This window comes from Parabacteroides sp. Marseille-P3160, assembly GCF_900162725.1.
Classification (GTDB): domain Bacteria; phylum Bacteroidota; class Bacteroidia; order Bacteroidales; family Tannerellaceae; genus Marseille-P3160.
The window spans coordinates 276,038-301,909 of the sequence record NZ_LT799418.1; the positions used below are offsets into that span (position 1 = coordinate 276,038).

Consider the following 25,872-nt stretch of genomic DNA (forward strand, 5'->3'; position numbering starts at 1 on the left):
TCTTTTTCAATCTTATATGTTTTCCTTATTTTGGGCTTGTCAAAACCGGCTCTGGGTACGAAAGTAAATGATAAAGAGAGCTGAATCTTAATTGATTATAGCTCTTTTTTATTTTTATTACTGAAGCATGACTGAAACATTTCGGGTTGATCCCATTTACCTAATCATTCTCTTCTATCCTTGATCAAATCCCATAGCTTTTTTTATTACTGCCATTTCTTCTTCTGAGGTCAGCATTTTTAATAATTCGAATGCAACAGTTGGAGCTGTCGCAGGACAATAAGACGTAATAATATTACCATCAACTACGATTGGCTCATTCACAATATTCACTCCAAATTCTTTCAGCTTTTTTTGCCAATATCCGTCTTTTAAGTGGTAAGTAGTTGCTTTCCGATTCTTAAGAACTCCACTTTTTCCTAAAGGGAATGCTCCAGTACAAACTGTTGCAATAATTTTACCTTTTGCATTAAATTCCTTAATTAATTTTAGGAGTCTTTCGTCATATGCTTCTTCATAAAAACCAAATTCCCCAAACCCACCAGGTATTGCTAAGGCGTCATATTCGTCAACATTTATTTCTCCAATGGTTTTATCTACCATTACAGGTACATTAAAAGTGCTTATAACTTTTTCAGTAAAGCTACATGTATCAACGAATAAATTATGTCCATAATCAACTCTAGCCCAACCAATAATATCTACAAAAACACTAAATTCCATTATCTCAAATCCCTTTGCTAGAAACACTAATACTTTCTTTTTTTGCATACTTTTCAGAATTATCAATTTGTTAAAAGTCCTATCCATCTAACCCACTTCTTCTTTTGCAATACATATTGGCTCGGAATATAGCGATAGAATTTTAGGATCACTAGTCCAATAAGCTAACATATAATTATCTTCAGCATATTGAAATTGTCTTAAAAACATGTCTTTCTATATTTATGGTTTGAGTTTCAAAATACTGTAACATGCTTTATTATTGTATAAATTATTAAGATTCTAACGTTTATTGACTTACAGTTCTTTTGCGAAACAAATACTTTTTTCCATATCCTTATATTGCCTATAATTAGGAATCTGAACATAATTGTTCCTTTTATACAATCTTACAGCTTCGGGCAGCATATTCCCGGTCTCTAAAATACTTTTTTTGAATCCTAATTGTTTTGCCCATGTTTCTAATTCTATCAACAGCTTAGTTCCGACACCTTGTCCCCTTGCAGCTATGGATACAAACATTCTTTTTACTTCAATCGTATCTGCATCATATTCTCTGATTGCTCCACAACCAATTGCTGTTCCGCCAATGTATGCAATAACGACATGTTTTATAGTTTCAAGGTTATTGTATCGTTTGCATTCAGAATGAGCCTCTTCGTCGGCATTTGTCAAATGCTTTTCCAGCTCAATAACCAGTTTTAGAAAATCTTCGTTTTCAGAATTTGTCCGTCTAAATTCAATTATTTCTTTCGCCATATCTTCAAATTATTACCAATCATTATAGTTGTTTCAGAAGTATTATTCCAAACAGAGTGAGGTCTGTTACCATCTACAATAAAAGAATTATTCTCTGCTATTATCTGAGTTTTGTCTTCAAACAATACTTTAGCTTCTCCTTTCACTACGATAACAAGTGATCATGCTCTAATTGAACATCTAATGTAGTCCTACCATCAGGTGTTTGATATATTATTATTTCACCTTTATTCATTTAGGTCTTTTTTATTTTTTAGATAATCTCTGACAACATTTAAAATTTGAGTATGATGAAAGAATGTATCTTTTAAATTATTCCCATAGCTTATGTTTTCTAGAACAATTACACTTGTTTTAAATTCGGGAAAATAATAATTCATAGAAACAAAATATGGCAAATACCCGGTTTGTCCTAATTGTAATAAGTCATTTGTACTATCAATTGTTATGCCATAGCCGTATAAAGTTAATCCAAATATAGGATGATTTCTAGTCGCATTTTTATATGGAGAAACCATAATCTCTAGTGTCTCTTTCTTTAATAAATCCTTTTGAAACAAATTCTTATTCCATAACAATAAATCATCTGCTGTTGAAATAAACCCGCCGGCAGGGACATAAACACTATCAGGACATTGTTCCTGAATATCTCCGGGTTTATCTTCCGTATAGCATTTTACAAGATGAGAGCCATTATGTAAAATCGGATGAGATGTATTATTCATTCCACATTTCTTAAAAAGGCGAGAGGTTATATTTGCAAAGGAATCACTATTAATTCTCTCTAATATATTAGCTAATAACTGATACCCAATTTGTGAATAGGCGAAATTAGTACCTGCAACAAATTTTAAGGGTTCATCTATAGATACAATACCATGAGTATGAGTCAATAATTGATGGACTGTAACTGTATCTTTCCATTCTTGCGATAAATCAGGCAAATAGGCGGAAATATGGTTGTCTAATCTTATATTTCCTTTCTCGACCTCTTGCAATACTAAGGCGGCTGTGATTTGTTTGCTAATTGAGCCTATAATGAATGTATTTTCCCATGTTAATGAGTCTCTCGTTTGTAAATCAGCATACCCAAATTTTTTTCTATATAATATACTGTCATTTTCGGCTATAAGAATTACTCCATTGAACGGTTTGTTTGGCTCTGACTTAGTGATTAAGTCAATTTCTTTTCTAATATCCAATATTTGAGCATTCGAAATTATTGGAGCAGAAAATAAAAGAAATAGTAAGTATTTTCTAATGTTCATCTCTATAATTCAATTTCCGGCAATGAATTTACAGCTTTTTCTTTTAATGAATCTACCGCACGGGTATATTTCTCAGTGTATTTCAGTCCACTATCTCCTAAAAGTGATTCTACGGGTCTTTATATCAGTCTGGTATTCTCCCAATAGATTAACAGTAAATGAATGCCTAGCAAGGTGCCAAGTAATATGCTTATCTATTCCTGCACGAGCTACCCACGTTCTAAGTGCTTTCAAACAACCCGTATGACTCGGTAGTGTGAATATAAAGTCATCTTTCTTTGGCTTCTCTCCGATAAGACTTAGTAAAGTTGGGCTAAGAGGAATAATAACGATGGAGTTTTTGCTGTAATTTGGGATTTTCTTTGGTTTTTGTTTGAATCTTAGCCATCTTAGTTAGATCTTGAGGTTATATTCTCTTTCTTAACTCTTATTGGCAAAGGTAAAATAATAATTTAATTGGGGTGTAAAAAGATGAAAAAAATAGCATAAAACGCTCAAATTAATGGAAAATTTCAATTTTATATATTAGATTAAATATTTAATATATAGTAATTTATATTCTTTTTATTGGATGTTATTTAATAGGTTATGTATCTGCTCTGGGTACGATTAGGATGAGAGCCTAATTGATTGATCAATTATTATTTTGCTTTGCTCATATGTTTCCAAATTGTTCCCAGGCGAAAGTTGATAGATCTTGAATCTATCAAGTTCGATTCAGTAAGTATATATCTAGTAAAGCGAAATACCCTCTACAGTTTATTAAACAAAAAAAACAATGAGATTACGAGTATAGCAATAGTTCTGTAAACCTATACCGAAAGCATATAACTGACACTTAAAATAAGTAACATCTCTCTTTTTCTACAGAAAACTTTATAAAAATCAAAATCTACAAATATTGATATTGGAAAAGAAAAAATAGGCGATTAAATACAGTATAAAAATAGACATTGACCATGCAAAATATCTTAAAATATATCGTTTTCCCTTTTTAAATGGTACCAAAAACAAAAGATTAAAGAGAAGTACTATCAAAGATACGGCAAAATTGATTGTAGCTAAAAAACTACAGAATATCACAGCAAAACAAGCCGGTTGCCAAACTATTCCAACCAATAATCCATATAATCCTCCTGAAAGAAAGGTAATCGGTAAAATCCATAAAGCATATATAATCCCTTTTTTCAATTGACTGACAAAGAACCTCCATACATTAACCTCGAGGAGAACCTGCTCCCCCTTTTCTTTGGGTGCTCGACCTTTATTTTTCTCTCTATATTTTTTTCTACCCGTATATCGCGGCCACCAAATGAAAAATCCGGTAATTGTTAATACAAGTGGGATCAAGCCTCCGATCAAAGCCGATATGCGTGTTATCATCCCTCCGAACGAACCGTAATGAATAGGTTGTATCCATGAAAGGTAGGCATGTACTATATTAGGCAGATCTGTTTCTGAATTAAAAAGAATTTTACCCGAATATTGATCAACGGTAGAAAGAACTTTTCGTCCTTCAGCCATTTTAGCAGGTTTTTGAGCATTAATTAAATATGCACCTGTAGAATCTCTAGGAAATATAATGGCTGTAACAGTGGCTTCTGGTTCTACTTTCTGAAAAGAATTCAAAATATTGGATAGTGGAAGTGATTGATATTCGACTGAATAATTTGATTTAGCTCCAAAGATATTCATCAATATTTGAGGGGAACTCCCTGCAAACATCAACATCAACGGTAAAATCAATATATTAAGCACAAAAACACATCCGCTTAATGAAAGCATCGATACTACCGGAAAAGTAAATACTCCCAAAATATTATGCCAGGAACGATTTTGTTGGGTAAATGAGGCCGAAAATTTCACTGTCAGTGATGATTTTATCTGTCGTATCTTTTTAGGAAGCCACAAACGAATACCGGTAATCGATAAAATCAACAAAATCAATGAAGCTGCTCCCACGATATAACGTCCGACACCGGGGATCATTAGAGTACGATGGATATCCATCACGGAACCTATAAAACGGCCAAAACGAGGACGAGAATCTAGGATTTCACCGGTATAAGGATTAATAAACACCTCCGTTTGATAACCATCTTTCAAAATCCGATAGGTTGGATTCGTCGTCCCTTTATTTATCATAATGGACTCTGCCGACAGTTCCGGGTGAAGTTTTTTTACCAATGGCAGAATTTCTCCATAATCTTTATATGTACCATTCGCCTCGACAGTGAATAACTCAGGATTCAGCTTTTGATCGATTTCGTCCTGAAAAACAAGAATACTTCCGGTGAGTCCCACAACAGAAACAATTAAACCGGCAATCAAACCCAAATAAAGATGCCATTTCCCCCACCATTTGCGTTGGTGGCTTGCCCATTCCTTAATAGTCATGCCTCCTCTTTTTTCCCCGGTTTAGTATACTTCCATAAAGTCAGGATAAGTAAAACATTGATTATTACAATGAGTGATAATAAAACGGCTTGAGACAAATTAAAAGGTTTTTCAACGGCAATGGCCTCTATCAAATGAGCAGCGTTCAGAAGCAAAAATAGAATACTCCAGACTAAAGCCCCCCACGATAATCCTTTAGAAGAAAAATTTAAAAACAATAAAGCAAGGATAAAAGGTGAGGTTGATACCAATATTGTAAAGATATGTACTCCTAAAGGAATCACCCCGGCTGCGTCTACAATATCCATGCTTTTTCCATAATAAATTTCAAACTGATGTAACGAATTGTGTAGGATAAAACAGACTCCGATTAATATCCAGTAAAAAACTATTTTAACTGTTGTATGCATAGTAGTTATTGATTTATTGAATGATTTGTAATCTTTTTTTTACGAATTAAATGATCCATTAATGTAATAACAGGAGGATACTAAGTGTTATTCGTATTTCTGGGAACCTTTTTAATACCCTCCTTTATTAAGAATCCGGAATAGTAAACTAATAAAGAACGGTTAATCTGCTTTTACTACAAGTTTACAAAATCCCCATACAACTCCTCCGGAAGCAACATTGAAAACCTGAGTCGCTGTATTATTATCACCCAAAACATAGTATCCGTTCTTGTCTGCATTGTTCACAACTCTAAAGTAAACTTTGTCATCGATAGCAGTTATCGATTGTGCGCACTGGAAAGGATAAGTTGTTAATGGAATATCGGATATTTTGGTCGGACCTTGTGCGATGTTTTCCTTATTAAATGCATAATAGCTATAGGAAACATCAGTTAATAAAGTAGTAAAAGCAAGGGCCTGGGAACTCATTGAAGTATATAACTTATCATCCTTTACACACACAGTTCCAAAAGATGTTCCTTTTGTATAATCGTCAGCTTTAATAATCCATTCTTTATCGAAATCAGTATCTCCCTTTTTAATCCGTACAATCGCAGATCCGTTAATCGCTCCGGTTGCACCAAAACCATGCGAACAAAAGTACAATGCACCATCATCTCCCAAACCCCACATTTGGTTTTCATTTCCGGGATATCCGATATAACTGATATTTTCACGACGAATCGTTTTTTCATATTTCCCGCTTGCAATATCAACCACAGCCAATTGCACAAACCCCAAAGGTTCGTTAATGAAAAAATTCCCTTTTTCGTTCTCTTTATTAGAGAAGATATCTACATACAGTTTACCTTCTTTTGCTACAATGAGGGATGTTCCGATATCTTGATAACCATATTGCTGATCGCGAATAGCACTCAAATCGATATCTCCGGAACGTTCCATACTGGAGGGGTTAAATTTCTGTATCTTTAAGAGACTTCGATCAGCATCCAGATAGAAACCAAGAGTATCATTGTAAATATAATAATTCGAATTCAGTCCAGAAGAAATTCGCCCATCTTCTTTGAGATTTCCGGATGCATCGACAGAATATCTGATCAAATCATCTTTACTTTGGCTTGCCAGACTTGAACGTTTAAATACCCATTTACCGAAACTTTGCATCCCATTGGTTTGAATAGCTAATGAGCCTGATTTAACATTGTCAATACTGCCCGAAGGTATTTCCGTATAAGTTGTTGCATAGCCGACATAAGGAGAAGTAGTCATATCTCCGGTTAGCAAAGCATAATAATTGGTAGTATCTTCTTGTACGGTGGGAGTATCGTCATTATCAGAACAAGCAGATAAACATATTCCTGTTATAAACAGAAGGAGCAAAGTGTTTATTTTTAGATTTTTACGCATTGTGAAAATTTATTTAAATTAATAATATGTTAATTAATAGCAAAGCTTATTTTTACATGAGCGCTGCGCCCTGCATTTTGAATGCGGTAATTGTCAAATACAGCAGCGTCAAAAATATTTTTCATTTCTAAACTAAGAGCTAAAGTTCCGGCTGGATTCAGTTGCCAGGTACATCCTACACTGTGCAAGTTTTGATTAGGAATGATTAACGCATCTACATTCACACCCGGTTTTCCCCATAAACCTAGAAATCCATCGGGTTCATATTCTTTGGGGATATAATTCAAGTAATATTCACGCACAAAACCGTAATTCCAATAAATAGAAAGCTGGTCTTGTTTTCGTATTACATTGTTGAATAGAATATTAGCTCCTATGTTTGCAAAGAAATAAGGAGTGTTGCGAAGGCGTGCATCTTCATAAGCAGCATCCGATTGTCCAAAAAGGCGAAAATCCTGATAAGTGAAATTACCGTTTATCTTTAATCGACGGAAAAAAGTATATGCAATATCAAACTCCATCCCGAGTCCTTTTACTTTATTTACATTCTGGTATTTCCCTAGAATTCCGGTATTAATCAGAAGAATCAGATCGTATGTCCGTCGATAAAATAAATTCAAATCTGCCGTAAGAGAAGACGGTGTTGAATAATACGCTCCTAAATTAAGGTTGTAACTACGTTCGGGTTTAAGTAAAAAATTTGATGCAATGAATGAACCATCACCAAAAAAATCGGATTGTTCGGGAAGACGAACCGTTGACTCTGTGGACATGCGGATAAATGAATATTCGGAAAAGGAATATTTTATAGCTTCACCTACACCAAAACGGTCTGTAGACTGCTTATCCCAACCTTCTTCTTCCGAAGCATAAGAACCACTATACCCCTTGCCCTTTGCTTTAAAATATTTAAATAAAAGATTGTTTGTTAACTTTCCCTCCATGAAAAATGATTTCAAGCCTAAGGCCAATACAAGTTTTTCGTATTTGGCAGGAGTAGACAATACATCCTCTCCAGATTGAGGATAAGTATCGCCAAACGGATTGGATCCGGTACGAGTAATTTTCGAATAAACAACATTCAATTCCGCCTCATGAGAAGGATGTAAACGAAAAGAGGCATTTGAACGAGAGATAAAGTTCTCATATTGAAGCTTTGTCAAACTTCCATCATTAGTTGCTTCTCCATTTCGCGAAGGAACAGAAGTGAAATTGCCATACCAATCATAGACCCCTTTTATTGTATCGGTATAATTTGTATACAAAGTATTATATACAAGGAACTGATCAAGCTTAAGCCGATTATCAAATAGTTTCTTTTGATATCTTATAGTCGGAATTACGGAATGAGCACCACTAACAACTTTACCAAAAGGCGTATCCATTGTCACTCCATAATTATTATCCCGATCTATATTGAAATACGTTAATCCGAAACGTAGTTCATCTGCCCATTTCTGATTACGGACACCCCCAAATAGCTCTCCATATATATTTGTAAAGCGATTATGGAATAAAGGTAATTTTTCGCGATGGCTCACAGCTGTTTCAGAATCAACGATCGGCACAGATACCTCATAATCATTATCGGAATGATTATAAAAGAAATCTCCACCAATGAAAAATTTACCAGAAGCATCTGTTGCTGAAGTCAGCAAAGATACACGATGTGTGTTAAAAGAACCATATTGGTAAGACGCATCTAAATTCCGGCGAGTGACACTCTGTTTCGTTACTATATTCACGCCTCCACCTAATGCGTCAGCACCCAAAGCTGTAGGTAAAACTCCCTTATAAACTTCAATCCGGTCAATTTGGTTTATAGGTACAATAGAAAAGCTGAAAGCAGATCCCAAATAATCCATCGGAATGCCATCCTTAAAGTATTTGATCGCTTTCCCTTCAAATCCATTCATCATTAAATTTACACTGGACCCCAGTCCTCCTGTTTGTCGTACCCTTAACCCTACTGTCCGATTCATGAGTTCCGATAGATTAGCCGTTTGCGCACTGACAGATTTTACATCGACAACTGTTGTTTTAATGGCTTGTTGTTCTATTATTTTTGATTTAGAAGCACCTGTTACTAATACTTCTTTCAGATTTATATTTTTTATTGTATCATTTTGAGCAAAACCATGACTTATAACGAGCAAAAACAAAACTGATAAAAGAAACCTCATTCCCATTTTTTTTACAAAAATAGCCGAGGCAATAGCACCCGAATATCATCTAAGGGATTATCAACAACGTGAAACGGATTTTCTATATTTGCATAAATATAAATGAAGTAATGAAACGGAAATATAGTTTTAAAGATATCGACCAGTATTTAGCAGAAGATATTCCGGCCAGCTATAATATAAAAGAACACATAGAGGATTCTTTTATTGAGTGTGACAGTTCTTTAGACTATAATTACATATCCGGGACACTCAGAAAAATAAAAATAAATGGAATATCTATCGATTACGTTGATGTTAAACACAAAGAACCGATAGAAATGGAGATCAAGCAAGATGGAGAGCATCTGGAGATTGGTTTTGAATTAGAAGGTCATAAACATTATATACAAAAGAATGGTGATTGCTTAGAAACCCTTAATGGACGATATAGCTTTTTTTATTTTAAGGAATTGGACGGAACGCTTTCTTTCTTCCCTGAAAAAGGAATTAGACGCTGTCTTGAAATCGAATTGTCGATCCCTTTTTTGAAAAGATTACTAAATAATGACCTTAGTGTATTGGGAGAGTTTGGCGAGAAACTGCAGAAAAAAGAAAATGCTGTTTTTATCAATAACTCAACCATCAGTTTACAGATGAGACACATTCTTAAAGAATTAATTGACCCATCACAGAAACTATCAGGAGTATTACGAAAAGTTTCCATTGAATCTCAAATCAATGATTTGATTTTACTCGTCGTTTTGCAGGTAAAAGAAATGTCACAATATGCCTTAACCATTTCAACTTTGTCGCAGGAAGATATAAATAAAATACACAATGCAAGAGAGATCATCATCAAAAGAATTGACGATCCTTGTTCCTTGATCGAGTTGGCCCGACTTTCGGGAATCAATGATTTTAAATTAAAGAAAGGATTTAAGGAAGTTTTTGGGACAACGGTATTTAAATACTTGTTTGATGAACGAATGGAGCGTAGTAAAACTCTTATTCTGGACGGAAAACTTACAATCTCTGAAATTGCATTCATGGTAGGATATAAAAATCCAGCACATTTTACAGCTGCATTTAAACGAAAATTCGGATATCTACCCAGTGATTTAAAAAAATGATTCTCTCATAAGAATAGAAATCACGTAAATTACCCTCATAAGTAAAATTACATTTTCTATTAACTCCTTGAGGTGCAAGGTTTCCTGCTTTATGACATACTTGTACTCTTCGTTTTATCGCAGATCAAATTAATTAATATTTGCAAAACACACTGAATTACACTCTAAAAGCTTTGTTTTTTACTTGTTTCCAGTTTGTGCCTTGCTTTTATTCCTAAAGCTTCCAGAGATTCCCTATATTTTTTTCTGCACCAATTCGTGTCATCTCCTCCGTCAATAGTCAGTTGGTATTTGTCCTGCTCTTTCTAGCTACAAATGAAAAGCCATTGCCATGTTCTAATAAAAACGATTGTAAATACGTTATTAATGCACTTTCTAAATCTTTTTCACAGTAAGAGGCATCACCCTTCAGACCTAAGAACTCCAACACTATCGGGTCTTTAATTATCTCAGAAGGTTGTTCCGGAATCCTTTGTTTGCGTACTACAGCCCAAACTGCTTCTTTGTCATTGCTTAACAATAATCTTTCGTATAAGCCCGAATTTATCCGGCGTTCTAACTCTCTGCCAGTCCAATTATTATTGGCTGCTTCTAATGCATAATATTCCCGCTTATCTTCATTGTCAATCTGTATTAGAAGACGATACTGTGACCAATTGAATGGAGGCGGTATCAAAAGGAAATCCTGCAAAAATTCATAACTATGAATGTGCACATTCATAGTTATGATTGCGTTCGTTCATAGTTATGGCTGCGTTCATTCATAGTTATCAATTTTTTTAGTTGATAAGCGATGACTTTTGACGCATCCTCTTTCGTATATGTTCTGTAAAATTGACGGCAAAAGGCTAATTGTCTATAAGAAAATCCTCTTCCAAATTCAACTTCTAATGTTGATGCAAGGTTCTGCAATATTTCACTTAACCACTCCGCATCCGCGGTTTCCGTGTATATGCGATATTTAGAGTGAACAAAATTAAGTGCACTGGATGGATCAATTGAAGTATACTCAATAATTTAGCGTAAATCCGAATCTTTTTTTGCTTCTAACCGGATTTTGGAATTGATCCTTAAAATATAATTATCAATAAAATAAGAGTGTTAGATATCAACTATCGTTTGAATTTGTTATCAGAAGCATTTAGGATAGTATCCCGGATTATAATTGTATCTATAATAAAGTTTTAAGTTATGTTCTTTGAAAAAAGATATGCTCTATTTTCAAAGCCTTTTCTTTTATAAAACTCATGGGCTGCTTCTCTATGAAATGCAGAATCTAATTCCACTCTTTTACAATCATTTTTCTTAGCTTCTACAATTATTTTATTCAATAAAAGGGTGGCTATGCCTTTTTTCCTATAATCCTGATCAACTATAAGTTCGTCAATATGGGACAAATTACCACATTGCCATAGATTATTCTTTATATATAAAGATACGAAGCCGATAATTTTGTTATCCTTAGTGGCTGCAACTAAATAAGTCTGGTTGTTAGATCTAAGTCCTTTTAAATAAATTTGTTCCATTGCTAATTTATCTAATGACTGATTTGGCCAAAGTTGTTTCAGCAATTCAAATATTTGGTCAAAATCTTCTTCTTGAGATAGTTTTATATTAATTTCCATATCTAAATTAATTCTTCTATTATAGATTCTCCATACGACATATTTCCATTAAGCCATTTCCATGATTTGTATATGCGTAATCCGGTATCCGGAAGCTTTTCCAACCTACTTTTACATTCGCCGATTCGGATATCACCATTTGTATTCAGATGTTGATAAGTAAAATAGATCTGGTCGGATTCAATAAATTTACCGATTAATGTACCTCTTTCGATATCACCTCCCGAATATGAACCCCATATGGATTGCCCTTTCTGGTGAAACTTGAAGCAAGTCTCATTTGAAACTTCTCCATTCTCTGTCTTGGAAGTAGAAACGAATATCCGATCATTCAGATTAAAATCTGAATTATTATCAGATTCAATATCTTTTGTCATTACCTGATAGCATAGAACCTTTCCATTTTCAACAGAATTTTCATAATACTCAATTGGCTTATATCCTCTTTTTATGTAAATATTAAATGCAGGGAGAGAAGAATCCAGGGAAATGCTATTATGTTTTTCCGATATCTTTTCTTCTAAAAAATCCATTATTTGCGTTCCATATCCCTTTCCCTGATATTGCGGAAGGACGAAAACCCGATTCATACAATTTTCGACTATTGTTCCTGTACCGATGTGTTCATCATCATTGGAGAGTAAATATACATCTCCATTTTCCAAATCATGAACTATATTCTCTTCGTTGTGATGGTTCAGGAAGAATTCAACAACTTCCTGAGGGTAATAATTAGGATATATCTCAGATATTGTTTCATAGACAATTTTCTGGATAGCATTCAAATCCTGAATTGTAGCTTTTTGTATCATATACATCGATTTGTATTATATATTGAATTTTGGCAAAGCTTTATGAATAATATATGAAACCCAATTTCCGGCTTTTGCTCCTTTGTCAAACACCGTATAACCTTCGGCTTTATACCGGTAAGAGATTTTCCATCCATCTCGTTGTTTTACGACATGAGATAGTTTATTGCGTCATTTACCCTGATATCTTGCATTTTTTGTCCTTCCGAAACAATGCGCATTGATTCTACAATGTTGAGATGATACGATTCAGGAAACGATATATCCAATATCTGTTTGGTTATGGGTTTGTCAGCATGTAATCGTTTATATAAATGATGTTTCAAAACATATTCTTTTGAAAACTAATGAAACAAAGATAGATATAAAAAAACAACTCTATTCTTGATTTAAATCAAGGATTAATATTACTCTATGGTCATGTCACCTATCACCTGTGAGGTATAGACCTGTTCGACATTCGGATAATCTGTTTTGTATTGATCTTTAAGATCTTCGGCAAACTGAACAGCCATATATGGTAACGATTCGACGGTCGGTTCACTATATTTCATGAAAATAAATGTACGGTTGATATCGTTGTAATGCAAGGTGTAGCTAGTATAGAAATAACTTTCATCATCATACCTGACAATCACTCGCTCAAAAGTACCTTTTATACCATCCTGATCATACTTTTCAGGATAAATAAAAACAACCCCTTCCGTCTCATCCTGTTCTTCTCCTTCGGTATATACAAACTTGTAACCACCACCAATTTTTACAGGGATTGTTGCAAGCGCTTTTGCTTTCAGTTCTTTTTGTTCTGCGACGGTCATAGCATCGCCAACAACTGTAGCATCCAATTTTGAGACAATAATATTTTCAGTTTTATAAGCTATGGTTACATTCAGAACATAAGACTCTCCGGATGAATCTTTAATCGTAACGGTAGCATCTCCTACGCCTAATGGTTCAAATAAAATGTAATTGTTGTAGGTCATCTCCGCTTTTAACAAAGGCGACTCGCAGGAAAAAGAGTAAATCCCATCTCCTCCTATAATAGTAATGCCCCCCTTTGAGCCATAGTGTAGTTGAATGGTATTATTCTCCACTTCGTGTAAGGATAAAGGTTCGTTAGTATCCTTATCACACGACATCCAACCAAAAGTAGAAAACAGGATGAAAAGCGTCCATTGAATTGTTTTGAGTTTCATCTTTATTGAACTTATGTGGTACTAATATTATATTAATTTTACAAAGGTAATAAGCCGGACAAAAAAATCCTTGATCCAAATCAAGGATTACTTGTTGATGATATCTTTTTTCGTATTCGGCTTAGAGTTTCAGGGGTAATTTTTATAAATGACGCTATTTCCTTTAAACTGACCTGACGCAAAATATCAGGATAGCGATGTATCAGTTTAATATAGCGCTCTTGAGGCGTATCACAATATAAAGAAAGTAGTCTGTCATATACATCAGTAAGATATGTTTCAGCTACCTTAGTCCGAAAATCATTAGCTTTACAATTACTATAATAGTTGTTTAATTCTTTATAAGTAATGATGTAGATTGTGCTATCTTTAATTGTTTGTATATCAACAACTGAATTTGTTTGGTTCTGAAAAGATCCGTAGTCAGTTACAAAATCATTTTCAAAACTATAACCGACAATTTGTTCCTTTCCTTCTGATGTATAATTCAAATAACGAAAAGATCCTTCTATAACAAAACCGACAAATTTACTCTTCTGACCTTTTTGGATAAAAAAATCATTCTTTCTATACTTTCTTATTTTTCCTTCTTCCAAAAAGAATTTTGTTAGTTGGGCAATACCGTCGAGTTCAAGATATTTGTTCAAAATAAGCATGTGCGAAATTATTATTACTGATTATGTAACTTTCTCCATATAACATACACCACATCAAAAGACAGATGGTCAAATTGTTTTATATCATTTTTTACGCTAGTTTGTATTTATAATCTCAATGGATATCTTTTTCCGCCTAATTCTTTAACATGTTCAGGTGCTGAATTCATTAATTTAACCCCCAAGTTTTTCATGTCTATTATTAGGATGAATAGCTATTTTCTTGTCTGTGAATACTTATTTATCATCAATGATATGCACTTTATCTACATTAAACCCTGTTCTGATAAATTCTTCCGTTATTATTTTTTGTCCTTTGGATTCATTCAACTCTTTATCTTTTTGTAATAGTCCATAATAAATATCGTACCATTCAATTTTATCGGGAAGATTTTCTGTTTTACCAACAATGTTGTAAAACTGCTCCCGTTGGTTCATGTATGCATTTAGATTCAAGGTCGTTTCAACTACTAATTTATCTACAATATTCTGGCCTAGTTTTTGTCTGATTCTCCAAAGCGTACCTGCGATAATCATTCCTCCTCTGTGATTGTCTAACCTCTGATAATAGTCTTTATAGCTATTGCTTGCTACATTATAATATTTGGCGATATTGCTTTCTTTATCATCAATTTTATGCGGATACGAATCTTTCAAAAGTTTTAGCATATTCTCGATATTTAAAGAGTCGGCTGGTGGGTAACCATATATCCACGAGGCATTCCGTATCATTTTCGAGGGCAGAGCATCTTCTCCTACAATAGGTGAATTATTTAGAGAGACAGTAAAGTACTCTAATAGACCCATATGTACGTACGATAAACCCTTAAATTTTATTCCTAAACTATCTTCGAGCAGCCAAAAAGCCCGATGTCCTATTTCATGAAAAAAAAGAGAGGGCGAAGGATTGGAATTTTCCTCGAATATATATGTTTTAGGAGATGTAAGAAAAGGAATATCTCCAAGTGTAATTTCAATGTTTTTATATTCCTTTTGTGAGTTAAAATCTATCTTGTTATGGAATAAAGAATTGTAATATTCGATAGTTTTATTGATATTGTATACTGTGTAAGCTGTATAATATTCAGGAGAATATGGCTCTATTTCTTTCTTGAAATCTAATTTAACAGGAGTTGAGTATACTTGTTTTCTATCGGGATTATTATCAATATAGTTTGTGGAGTCTAAAATGGAGAACCTAACTGACTCGATATAAGGAGATACTATGTTGCCTTGTTCGTTTATAAAATCTAACAGAATTGTTTCATTACACAGTTTTCCGTCTTTCAGAAAGTTGACATCCAATGTTCTCTGTTGGGCAAATATTCCTGTAATATTTGTGGCAGAGAGCACCAATGCCACCCATAAAAATAAAATATAGTAATTTACTCCCCTCATATTATCAATTATTTCTATTTATCAAATTCACAATCACTTTAACCATCACATCTTTTTCTTCTGTTCGGCTTTCTGCAATCATCAATATAAGAGCTGCTAAGGTATTATTTTCTGATTGACTACAAATCCTTTTACAAGATATTCTTTTAATACCTTATTTTCCCATATACGGAATTGGATGCTTTACTCTATATCCCACAGATATAACCATATCGAGATTATAACATTCAACTTGTCTTTTGCCTTCTTGTTGAACTGTCACAAATTTTGCGACAGTTGAGACTTCGTTCAGTTCTTCTTGTAAAGAATTATTGATATATAAATATTTAATTGTTTTTATTTGATAGGTTATGTATCGTCTCTGGGTACAATTAAAATGAAAGCCTAATTGAATATCAATTAATTAGGCTTTTTATTTTGGAGATTTGTTCCCAAATCGTTCCCAAAAGATTGGAATCATCTTGGATTATAGAGAGGATTTATATTTAGGTGTAAGTTTTTAGCTCCTTCTGCAGCAGGATTACAGCCATATAAAAATTATTGTAATTTCCGATAAAGCCCTATTAGAAAAAATAAAGGATATTGCTTTTAATCAAAGTCAAATTATCGATTGTTCACATTTACTTGTATTTGCAGCTTGGGATAAATATACAAACGAAAGAATTACGAAAGTTTTCAATTATACAATAGATGAGCGGGGTCTACGACTATCAAAGAAATCTCCCCGAACCGACTGTTTTCTTCTATATTCTCACAAATCCTAAATCCTAATAGGCCAACAACTTTTTTGTCTTCTTCATAAACCCAGCATTTTATATTCCGTTGGTAAAATGAATGCATTCGTGATAATTACAGATACACTCTAAAGAACATAAATAGTAATAACAGAAAATGTTTCTTCGTTTTATCATAACAAAATTAATTAATATTCGCGAAACTCTCTGGATTACATTCTAAAAGCTTTGTTTTTTATCTGATGCCAATCCGCTATTTACACAGTTTATAGATCTCACAGGCTGCCATGAGAAAAGCTCCCGTTCCATACAGTTCGGTCATATCATAAGTTACTTTTTTAGGATCTGCCCCTACCGGTTGTACCCAACCCAGTTTTCCATCTGCATCCACTGCCTCCACTAAGGCTTTCCATCCTTTTTTAACAATCGGCAGATATTTGTCGGCCGGCAGGTGTCCCTGATTGATCCCGTATGCCAAGCCATAAACAATAAAACCTGTTGCACTCGTTTCGGGCGACGGATAACTTTCGGGATCCAGCAGGCTGGCATGCCAGTATCCATCCTTACCCTGCAGTCCGGCCAAACGATCACAAAATTCAACGAAAACACTTGCATAAAAAGGGCGGTATTCCTTATCTTCTGCAGGCAATGTTTTGAGTATCTCAGCCAGGCCTCCGATCACCCATCCGTTGCCTCGTCCCCAGAAAACTTTTTTCCCGTTTGCCTCTTTCTGGCTGAAATAACGGCTGTCCCGGTAGAAAAGATGTTCTTTCTTGTCGTAAAGATGATGGTAGGTAGCACGGAACTCATTGTCTGCAAAATGCATATATTTCCGGTTGTTGGTCAACGTATATAGGCGGGTATAGACTCCTGGAGCCATAAAGAGTGCATCGCACCAGCTCCAACGCTCAATCGTACTTGCTTCTTTGTAATCCAAGTCCATGCTTCCGTTCGAAGGATGGTTTATCACCCATTCCGTACGGGCTAAAGTAGGCTGAAGCATCCATTCGTTCTTATACTTTTCATACATGTCCAGATAGACTTGCGCTATGCAAATGTCATCCGCATGATACATTCTTTCCGCTACCTGCCATTGTTGACGTCCGAATAGTTTTTTCAGCCAATCAAAGTAAGCATCATCTTCGTCTAGCTCCGCCCAATCGAATAAACCCATATAGAAAGCTCCGGCAATCCATCCTTTGGGCTCTTCCACGGCATATTTATCTTGCGGGAATTCTTTGATTTGCCAGTCGGCAACCTTTCGTGAGATGTTCCTTACCTCCTGGAGACTCCAATAGTCGGTGGCAACCGGCTCGAGGGCTGATCCGGCAGATGCCGCCATCAGCGGCATGGGATCGGCGGAAAAAAGGAAAGCGCAAAAAAACAAGTTCAGGCAAGTAAGTTTCATGTTCCGTTTCATATTGTTATTCTATCTATGTTGATCTTTTATTTTAAACAAAGCGTTCAAATGATTCGCTTCAATGGAGAGATGCAACGTATATGCCTCAAAGGCATAATCCGTCAAAAGCATTTCGCCGTCTACATCCAGTGTTTCCCCGGAACCTTTGGCTTCCTGTTGGGAGACAAGCTCCTGAAAGGTCGTTGCCCAATAGTTATGTAAGGGCAAGATCCGCCTATAAGAGATGCATCGGTCACTATCAAAGGTAAAGATATAGGATACCTGGAATTTGCGGCATCTTTCGTCTTCTTCCTGACAGTTGATTTTCAGGAGGGAATCCGTATCGGGCAAAATCTCCGCCTGCTGCACCTTCCGTTCGATACCGGAAAGGATTTGTTTGCGAGATTGCCCCAGCCATTCCTGAGCAAATCCTATTTGCAGGAAAAGGCAAAAGATTAAGATGAATCGTATTTTATTCCACATAGAAATCCGTTTTTAGGGGAAGCGATTGAGAAGAATTTCCTACAAAGAGTGTAAACTTTCCTGGCTCGGTAACAAATACGTTATCTGCATTATACATTCCATAAGACCTGCGGTTCACCTTAAAATACACCTTTTTTTCTTCACCCGGTTCCAAGGTAACACGTTCGAATCCGCAAAGCTCCTTTTCATAACGGGATATGGATGAAACTTCATCGTTCAGATAAAGTTGCACCACTTCATCGCCTTTCCTGTTTCCGGTATTCCTGACTGTACAGGAAACCAAGAGTGTATCTCCATCGGAGATTTTACTCCGATCGGTTTTTAACGCAGTTATCTCAAAAGAGGTATAGCTTAGTCCGTAACCAAAAGGATAGAGTTCGCCGGACACTGTTGCAAATCCCTTTCCTGTGGAATTCGGTTTAAAGGGAAAAGCCCAGGGGATCTGTCCTACTGATTTTGGGAAGGTCACAGATAATTTTCCTCCCGGATTATATTCACCAAATAAAACTTCGGCAACCGCTTTCCCGGAAAACTCTCCTGGAAACCAGGCCTCTATGATACAAGGAATGTGCTTGTCTTCCCAATTAATAGTTATAGGACGACCGTTAAATAAGACGAGCACAACAGGAGTACCGGTAGCATTAACCGCACGGATCAGTTCTTTCTGGCGTCCAGAAAAATCCAGATTCAGGCGGCTGCGCGATTCGCCGATCGTTCGATCATCGTCTCCCACAAACAGAATGGCGACATCTGCTTTCCGGGCGATGTCTACCGCTTCCTCTATTTCACTCTTTTCCTTATCATTCATTTCGAAATACATGACGTCACTTTCTGGAAAATGAGAATCACGTACATTACATCCTTTGGCATATAGAATTTCACACTGGTCGCCCACTAATTCTTTCAGGCCTTGCAATCCGGTGATCACGTCCGGATCATGAGGACCGTAGCGTGAAGTGAGGGATTTTGTTTCATCGGCATTCGGTCCTATAACTGCAATCTTCTTTATTTTTTCCTTTGACAATGGAAGTATCTGATTCTCATTTTTTAATAATACGATCGACTCGCGCGCCGAACGCAAAGCGACGGAACGGTGTGTATCATTGTTGACGATCCGGTCTGCTTCTCCGGGATTTTTCACATACGGATTATCAAACAGGCCTAACCAGAATTTCACATATAAGACATCGCTGACTCTCTGATTCAACGTACTCTCCGTAATCAATCCCTGTTGGATGGCGCTCCGAAGCGGTACGATAAAATCTTCGGGATATTGGAAATAGGTACGGATATTTATTCCCGCATTGATTTCTTTGGAGATAGCCTCCTCAACCGTTCCGGCAATATGATAGAACACCATGTTCTGCTCCTTTTCCCAACTATCGGAAACGACATATCCCTTAAAGCCCCATTGCTTACGCATAAGCTCCGTCAGGAAATAAGGATTCGAACAAACAGGAATACCGCTATAATCATTCATGGCACACATGGTACCCAATGCACCCGCTTCCTGAAATGCAATGCGGAAAGGCTCGAGATGTAATTCATGTACCTCCTGCGGCGTAGCATGCGGATCTGTCCGGCACCATCCGTCGCGTCCTCCGGCTGGTACGCTATATATGGCAAAATGTTTGGGAGTAGAAACCACCTGCTGGCTTTGTATACCCAGCACCTGCTGGCGGCCGAGTTCGCCAGCCAGATAAGGATCCTCCCCGTAACTTTCCACCGTACGCCCCCAGCGCGGATCACGGGCGATATCTAAGACGGGAGAATAGACATTGGTATACCCCAAGGCTTTTGCTTCTTGTCCGGTGATTTCACCGATCTTCCGTATCAGTTCTTTATCCCAGGTACTACCCTGGCCGATTTGCGCCGGGAAAAAGGTTGCTTTCTCATGTTTCAATCCTCGGATCCCTTCGTTTGTCATATCCACAGGAATCCCCAGGCGGGTTTCTTCTACAAAGAAGGCTTGTATTTTATTCATAGCTACAGGATGATTCGAATAGGGATACTCCCAAGTTGTCCTCTTCCATTCGCCGTTTAATTGTTCATCTACGTTTCCAATGCCATCTTTCCATACCCGTTCTTTCCATTCGGGGGTCGGCAGCGAATCGTTGCTAACCGCTCCATATCCGTAGAGGGTTGCTAATTGGCAAGTCTTTTCCTCCAGAGTCATCTGACGAAGAAGGTCATCCACCCGCTTGTTTATCGGTTGGGCAGGATCTTCATAAAGATCTTTTCTTCCATTCTTATTAAAGTCGATCCACCCTTTATGATAGATGGCGGATGATTGTTTTTGTGCATTTAATAAACCGGGACAGGCTATGATCAGCGCTGTACCTATCATCATACGAATTGTCATAAAATAAATTTTGATAAAAGGGGCTGTCCAAAAAGTTGTGACTTGTACGGAAAAAATCCGGTGCACTGAATTTTATAAATGAGTGCACCGGATCAATTCATTGAGTGCACCGGATTTTCAGGATGCACAGTGCTTTTTAGACAGCCTCTTTTTTTTATAATATTAATAACCGGGATTCTGAGGGAAGTCAGCACCCGTATTAGAGTCTATAATGGTTTGAGGGATCGGCCACAAAGTATTGTGCTCATCCATGCTGCTGCTATAAGAATTGTATTTTTTGGTACGTTCAACTAACTTCCCGGTACGGACTAAAGTAAAACGACGGAGTTCTTCTCCGACCAATTCACGGATCCGTTCATCCAGCAAGAAATCTATCGTAGCTTGGTTCGCCGTGATCTCCGGAGCCCCCGCACGTCTGCGCACTACATTAATTGCTTCGGCTGCTCCTTGCGGATTATTCTGATCCAGACGGGCTTCAGCCAGCAACAAATAGGTTTCCGCCAAGCGGAATTTCATACGATCCTTGTTGCTTCCTGCATAACTCAAATTATCCGGTTTCCCATAGAAAAATTTTGTGACTGCAGGGAATAAGGTACATTTAGCCCATGTTTCATCCGTGAATTCGGCTTTCTTCCCATATTTGTTGGAGTTTACATTATTATAGTACCAGTTTCTCTTGATATTATACTCCGAATTCCGGATATCGGATTTCGCAAAGAAATCAGCGCTTTCTATCCACCATTTAAACGGGACGATCTGCGCCAATCCGCGTCCGCCCAAAGAGTCAGCCAACACAAACCCATCTTCATTATAATATTTGGGTAGCCATGCTCTTCTTGTCCAATCTTCATATTCACCACCGCCACCGGTTGTATTGTATTCAAGCTGCATGACCCAGATACTTTCCATATTTCCGGAAGTCCGGTTCTGGTTATACTCCTTAAACATATCCGAAAACGAATCTCCCTCCTGATCTTTGTCAACACCGAAACGGGAAGTCATCAGGTGGAAATATCCGCTATTGATGACGGTCAAAGCAGCCGTCTCCGCCTTGGCATACTCACCGGACATCAAATAGACCTCCGACAATAAATGCTGTGCTGCCCATTTGGTCAACTGCCCGACTTTCACCTTATCCGGATCTACCGGCAAATTGTCTATCGCAAATTGTAAATCTTCAATCATCTTACTCAATACTTCCGCTTTCGGCGTACGGGTAAAATCTACACGGAAATTTTTCTCTATCTTATCTACATAAGGTATATCTCCATACAAATAAACCAGATAACGATAGGCATAAGCACGGAAGAAACGGGCGACAGCCTGATAATAAGCCTTGTCTGTAGAGGTATCCCAATTTACATTTCCCTCCGAGTATTCCAAAATTTCATTGGCAGAGGCAATGAGGCCATAAGCCCAGTTCCAGTAAGATGTAACGAAGGTAGTCGAAGCGGTGTAGGATAGATTTTCGAACGGAACCAACGACCCGTCCTTATGCCCGGTGTAGACAATATCGGTTGCAACTTGGAAGGCTTCATAGGGGCAAGCCTGTCCTTGGGTCGTGGTAGCATCTCCCCACGTGTTAAACTCGGAGCGAGCCCAGCCGTATAATCCGGTCACTCCAACTTCGAATCCATATGAACTCGTATAAGTATTATCTGGAGCCAATGAACTTTTTAATTTTTCATCCAGAAATCCGGAACATCCGGAACATACCGCCAATAAACATGCGGCAATGGCAGGTAATATTATTTTTTTCATCTTTAGTTACTATTATAATGTTAGAAGGTAAGATTTAAACCGAGCATGTAAGAACGTGCCGTAGGATAGGTTACCAGTATATTCCGATTTGCATTATTATCTTCCAGATTCAAAGCATTCTTAATATTACTAAACGTATAAAGGTTATTTACACTCACATTTACACCAAGCGAACTGATACCTACCGCCTGGAGTACCGTTTTGGTAAAAGTATAGCCTAATGTGATGTTCTTGACCTGTACATAATTTGCCTTTTTGTAAAACGAATGTTTATCATAAGGAATATAGACGGGGGAAGTCATTTCATTGGTCGGATTTTCCGGAGTCCAGTAATCCATGCCGCTTATGTAATTGAATGTCGGCATCCAACGATCAAAGTTATAATCGTGCAGTTCTTTTGTCTGTCCGAACACGCCATTCAGCACAAAAGAGAAATAAAGATTTTTATAATCGAGCCGGTTTCCCAACGAAAGAAGGAAACTCGGCAATTTTGAACCAATGATCTTTTTATCACTGGAAGAAATGACACCGTCTCCGTCGTTATCCTGCAATTTGGCAGAACCAGGAATTGCTCCCTTTTGGTATTCCACCCCGTTTTCATTCAGGTATTTTCCATTGGTTGCATCCCAGCTGATCGTATGGCCGGTTTTCTTGTCATAATAAGTTTCGTCCTCTTGCCATGTTCCGATTACGTTATAATCATAAAAAACACGCAAAGGCTCCCCGATAAACCATTTGTTGGTAATATCGTCTTTCCCGTCTCCACGAAGATCGACAATTTTATCCCGGTTCAATGAAAAATTAAGATTTGACGTCCAGGTAAACGATTCATTCTGCATATTGATCGAATTCAATGAGATTTCGATTCCTTTGTTTTCCGTCTTTCCGATGTTGTCCATAATGGATTTATATCCATTCATATAAGGAACCGTACGGCTCATCAGCAAATCACTCGTTTTAACAAGATAAAGATCAATACTACCGGAAAGGCGCCGGTTGAAAAGGCTGAAGTCAATACCAACATTGACGGTTTTTGAAGTCTCCCATTTCAAATTAGGGTTTCCGACTCCGTTGGTAGGAAGATACGCTCCATTGACAGTCGTGCCATTATCCCCCCATATATAAGTCGTCAGGCTCAAGCGGTCCAAGGTCTGGTAAGGAGAGATTGCCTGGTTCCCGTTGGAGCCCCAGGATAACCGGAACTTTAACTGATCCATCCAGTCTGAGCTACTCTCCATAAAATCTTCGGAAGAAATATTCCAGGCACCTGCGACAGAAGGAAAGAGAGCATATTTATTGTTTTCTCCGAAAGCTGAATAGCCGTCCGAACGTCCTGTAAGTGTTAGCAAATACTTATTGGCATATGAGTAATTCAAACGCAACATATAAGAGAGCATCGCCGTTTCGGTCAGTTGAGAAGTGATTATTTTGTTTTTCTCTGCGCCGGCCATGTTATGATATTCCGAATCGTCGTTTACAAAGCTTTCTCCTGATTCTTTAGACTCCTGCCTGCTTGTTTGCTGCATACTGAATAATGCCGTCGCATCAATCTTATGTTTGCCGAACGTTTTATTATACTTCAATAAATTTTCCCAGGTATAATCATAATAATGGACATTCGAAATGGAGGCATATCCGTTTACCTTCTTGCCGGTAAGCGTATTTCTTCCGTAATAAGCCCCTTCAAATTCACTGCGGTAGTTATAACCGAAATTAGTACGGAAAGACAAGCCGTCAATCGGAAACTGTACTTCCGCAAAGGTAGAGATAAACACATTCCGGTTCGTTTTGTCATCTGTCGCATTGACATCCGCCATCGGATTTGGAAAGAGCGTCTGGTCCATCGGATAATCGACATAGCGACCGTCTGCATCCTTATAAATACCATACGGACTCATTTTCAAACCTGCTTCGAGTCCCGGCTGTATTCCTCCGAAATCTTTTTGGACAGCTTGGGTCCCCATACCGATGGTTAACCATTTATTGAAGACCTGTGTAATATTCAGTGCAAGGTTGGTGCGTTTCAATCCCGTATTGACCATTACTCCGTCTTCCTGTAAATGAGAGAGGGAAGCCATATAGGTCGTCGCATCCGTTCCGCCCGAAATCGTAATTTGATGGTCGGTGGTCAAAGCGTTCCGGAACATAATATCCTGCCAGTCCGTTTCGATTCCGTTCTGATAATTGGGACGTTCACTCGGATTCAAAAGTTCACTTGGATCCAACTGGTCACCTGTATAGCCGTATTTCATCCGGTTGTAATCCTGTGTATATTTCACATATTCTTCTCCCTTCATCATATTAATACGACGTTGGGCCTGCTGCATCCCGATTTGTCCTTTGTAGGTAACGGTCGGAGTTCCCTTTTTACCTTTCCTGGTTTGGATCAGGATAACGCCGTTTGCTCCACGTGAACCGTAGATTGCGGCGGAGGAGGCATCTTTTAGAACCGAAATATTCTCGATAATATTGGGATCGATATCACCTAAAGACCCGCTGTACGGAATACCATCCATTACAATTAACGGGGAGTTATCTGCGGACAAAGAATTTTCACCCCGGATACGTAATGTTTGATCTTCACCCGGCTTTGCATTCCCTGTCGTTACATTCATGCCCGGGATTTGTCCGGCCAACCGATCCAACAGGTTATTGGTAGAAACCATCTGCAACTTGTCCTCCCCAATGGCTGTAATACCACCGGTCAAATCCGATTTGCGCTGCGAACCGTAACCGACCACAACAACATCATCCAGTCCAACCGCGCTTTCTTTCAACGTAACCGTTAACGTTTTTGCTCCGGAGATTTTAATCTCTTGCGACAAATAGCCTACATAAGAAACAATCAGTGTCGCATTTGACGGTGCTTCAATAGAGAAATTTCCATCTGCATCTGTAAAAGTACCTATAGTAGTTCCTTTTACCAGTACGTTAGCTCCGATAATCGGATATTTATCGGCATCCGATAGTACCGTACCGCTAATTTTTACATTCTGCGCATATATCTGGATAGAAGATATAAACGCCATTAAAATAAAGAATAATCCAAAAGGATGCTTATCCTTCCGCTTTGCCTTTTCTGCAGGAGGCAAATCACCGCATCGTTTTCTGTTAAAGTCTCTCATAATTTATCGCACATTAAAACATTAAAAAAATAATTCTAATCAAGCTAAACTGTTTTTTG

Annotated in this window: 22 protein-coding genes and 2 pseudogenes; 1 reads left to right on the forward strand and 23 read right to left on the reverse strand. The window is 37.3% G+C overall.

Features of this window, described 5'->3' with window-relative positions; translation table 11 throughout:
* Positions 1-174 precede the first annotated feature (174 nt).
* The 9 genes and pseudogenes from BQ8014_RS01190 to BQ8014_RS01225 all read right to left on the reverse strand — a co-directional run bounded on the left by BQ8014_RS01190 (position 175) and on the right by BQ8014_RS01225 (position 9,156).
* On the reverse strand, positions 175-771 hold the full coding sequence (locus BQ8014_RS01190) for a DJ-1/PfpI family protein (RefSeq protein WP_080905745.1): 597 nt from the start codon (positions 769-771) through the stop codon (positions 175-177).
* A gap of 249 nt (positions 772-1,020) precedes the next feature.
* Positions 1,021-1,482, reverse strand: coding sequence for a GNAT family N-acetyltransferase (locus tag BQ8014_RS01195; protein WP_080902756.1), 462 nt, complete (start codon positions 1,480-1,482; stop codon positions 1,021-1,023).
* Positions 1,467-1,628 carry a hypothetical protein gene (locus tag BQ8014_RS19975; protein ID WP_160150002.1) on the reverse strand — a complete coding sequence of 54 codons (162 nt, stop codon included), beginning with the start codon at positions 1,626-1,628 and terminating at the stop codon, positions 1,467-1,469. Before BQ8014_RS19975 ends, BQ8014_RS01195 begins: the two co-directional genes overlap by 16 nt.
* A gap of 81 nt (positions 1,629-1,709) precedes the next feature.
* The gene (locus BQ8014_RS01200; RefSeq protein WP_080902757.1) at positions 1,710-2,750 is read right to left on the reverse strand and encodes a serine hydrolase domain-containing protein; all 1,041 of its coding nucleotides are present in this window, start codon (positions 2,748-2,750) and stop codon (positions 1,710-1,712) included.
* A gap of 2 nt (positions 2,751-2,752) precedes the next feature.
* Positions 2,753-3,134 (reverse strand): annotated as a pseudogene (locus BQ8014_RS19580) (tyrosine-type recombinase/integrase); the annotation flags it as partial.
* A gap of 501 nt (positions 3,135-3,635) precedes the next feature.
* Positions 3,636-5,147: a PepSY-associated TM helix domain-containing protein gene (locus BQ8014_RS01210; RefSeq protein ID WP_080902758.1), complete on the reverse strand. Its 1,512-nt coding sequence runs from the start codon at positions 5,145-5,147 to the stop codon at positions 3,636-3,638.
* Positions 5,144-5,455, reverse strand: coding sequence for a hypothetical protein (locus tag BQ8014_RS01215; protein ID WP_139785046.1), 312 nt, complete (start codon positions 5,453-5,455; stop codon positions 5,144-5,146). The genes BQ8014_RS01210 and BQ8014_RS01215 overlap by 4 nt, the downstream gene beginning before the upstream one ends.
* 264 nt (positions 5,456-5,719) lie before the next feature.
* Positions 5,720-6,967: a hypothetical protein gene (locus BQ8014_RS01220; protein WP_080902760.1), complete on the reverse strand. Its 1,248-nt coding sequence runs from the start codon at positions 6,965-6,967 to the stop codon at positions 5,720-5,722.
* 29 nt (positions 6,968-6,996) lie between these two features.
* Positions 6,997-9,156, reverse strand: a complete 2,160-nt coding sequence (locus tag BQ8014_RS01225) for a TonB-dependent receptor plug domain-containing protein (RefSeq protein ID WP_080902761.1) — start codon at positions 9,154-9,156, stop codon at positions 6,997-6,999.
* Positions 9,157-9,260: 104 nt separating this feature from the next.
* On the opposite strand from BQ8014_RS01225, the gene BQ8014_RS01230 reads away from it, so the two are divergent.
* Positions 9,261-10,262, forward strand: coding sequence for a helix-turn-helix domain-containing protein (locus tag BQ8014_RS01230; protein ID WP_080902762.1), 1,002 nt, complete (start codon positions 9,261-9,263; stop codon positions 10,260-10,262).
* Between the two features lie 280 nt (positions 10,263-10,542).
* Here BQ8014_RS01230 and BQ8014_RS19835 read toward each other — a convergent pair whose 3' ends face one another.
* The 14 genes and pseudogenes from BQ8014_RS19835 to BQ8014_RS01300 form a co-directional block, all read right to left on the reverse strand.
* A complete protein-coding gene (locus BQ8014_RS19835; RefSeq protein ID WP_255376287.1) occupies positions 10,543-10,983 on the reverse strand; it encodes a PDDEXK nuclease domain-containing protein in 441 nt (146 codons plus the stop codon).
* Positions 10,984-10,985: 2 nt separating this feature from the next.
* Positions 10,986-11,174: a DUF1016 N-terminal domain-containing protein gene (locus tag BQ8014_RS19840; RefSeq protein WP_369808771.1), complete on the reverse strand. Its 189-nt coding sequence runs from the start codon at positions 11,172-11,174 to the stop codon at positions 10,986-10,988.
* A gap of 272 nt (positions 11,175-11,446) precedes the next feature.
* Positions 11,447-11,887 (reverse strand): GNAT family N-acetyltransferase, encoded by a 441-nt coding sequence (locus BQ8014_RS01245; RefSeq protein WP_080902764.1) that lies wholly within the window; start codon positions 11,885-11,887, stop codon positions 11,447-11,449.
* Positions 11,888-11,889: 2 nt separating this feature from the next.
* A complete protein-coding gene (locus tag BQ8014_RS01250; RefSeq protein ID WP_087880531.1) occupies positions 11,890-12,699 on the reverse strand; it encodes a GNAT family N-acetyltransferase in 810 nt (269 codons plus the stop codon).
* Between the two features lie 407 nt (positions 12,700-13,106).
* Positions 13,107-13,895 (reverse strand): hypothetical protein, encoded by a 789-nt coding sequence (locus BQ8014_RS01255; RefSeq protein ID WP_139785047.1) that lies wholly within the window; start codon positions 13,893-13,895, stop codon positions 13,107-13,109.
* An 80-nt stretch (positions 13,896-13,975) separates the two neighbouring features.
* Positions 13,976-14,551 carry a Crp/Fnr family transcriptional regulator gene (locus tag BQ8014_RS01260; RefSeq protein ID WP_080902767.1) on the reverse strand — a complete coding sequence of 192 codons (576 nt, stop codon included), beginning with the start codon at positions 14,549-14,551 and terminating at the stop codon, positions 13,976-13,978.
* A 237-nt stretch (positions 14,552-14,788) separates the two neighbouring features.
* A complete protein-coding gene (locus tag BQ8014_RS01265; protein ID WP_080902768.1) occupies positions 14,789-15,949 on the reverse strand; it encodes a hypothetical protein in 1,161 nt (386 codons plus the stop codon).
* Between the two features lie 4 nt (positions 15,950-15,953).
* Positions 15,954-16,058 (reverse strand): annotated as a pseudogene (locus BQ8014_RS19980) (cytochrome C biogenesis protein CycH); the annotation flags it as partial.
* 566 nt (positions 16,059-16,624) lie between these two features.
* Entirely contained in the window at positions 16,625-16,789 is a 165-nt protein-coding gene (locus tag BQ8014_RS19985; protein ID WP_369808772.1) for a GNAT family N-acetyltransferase, read from the reverse strand.
* Between the two features lie 147 nt (positions 16,790-16,936).
* Positions 16,937-18,025: a glycoside hydrolase family 88/105 protein gene (locus BQ8014_RS01280; RefSeq protein ID WP_234998099.1), complete on the reverse strand. Its 1,089-nt coding sequence runs from the start codon at positions 18,023-18,025 to the stop codon at positions 16,937-16,939.
* Between the two features lie 87 nt (positions 18,026-18,112).
* Positions 18,113-18,565, reverse strand: coding sequence for a hypothetical protein (locus BQ8014_RS01285; protein ID WP_080902770.1), 453 nt, complete (start codon positions 18,563-18,565; stop codon positions 18,113-18,115).
* A complete protein-coding gene (locus tag BQ8014_RS01290; RefSeq protein ID WP_080902771.1) occupies positions 18,555-20,927 on the reverse strand; it encodes a glycoside hydrolase family 3 C-terminal domain-containing protein in 2,373 nt (790 codons plus the stop codon). The genes BQ8014_RS01285 and BQ8014_RS01290 overlap by 11 nt, the downstream gene beginning before the upstream one ends.
* Before the next feature lie 162 nt (positions 20,928-21,089).
* Entirely contained in the window at positions 21,090-22,688 is a 1,599-nt protein-coding gene (locus tag BQ8014_RS01295; RefSeq protein WP_080902772.1) for a RagB/SusD family nutrient uptake outer membrane protein, read from the reverse strand.
* A 20-nt stretch (positions 22,689-22,708) separates the two neighbouring features.
* Positions 22,709-25,813: a SusC/RagA family TonB-linked outer membrane protein gene (locus tag BQ8014_RS01300; protein WP_080902773.1), complete on the reverse strand. Its 3,105-nt coding sequence runs from the start codon at positions 25,811-25,813 to the stop codon at positions 22,709-22,711.
* Between the last annotated feature and the right edge of the window lie 59 nt (positions 25,814-25,872).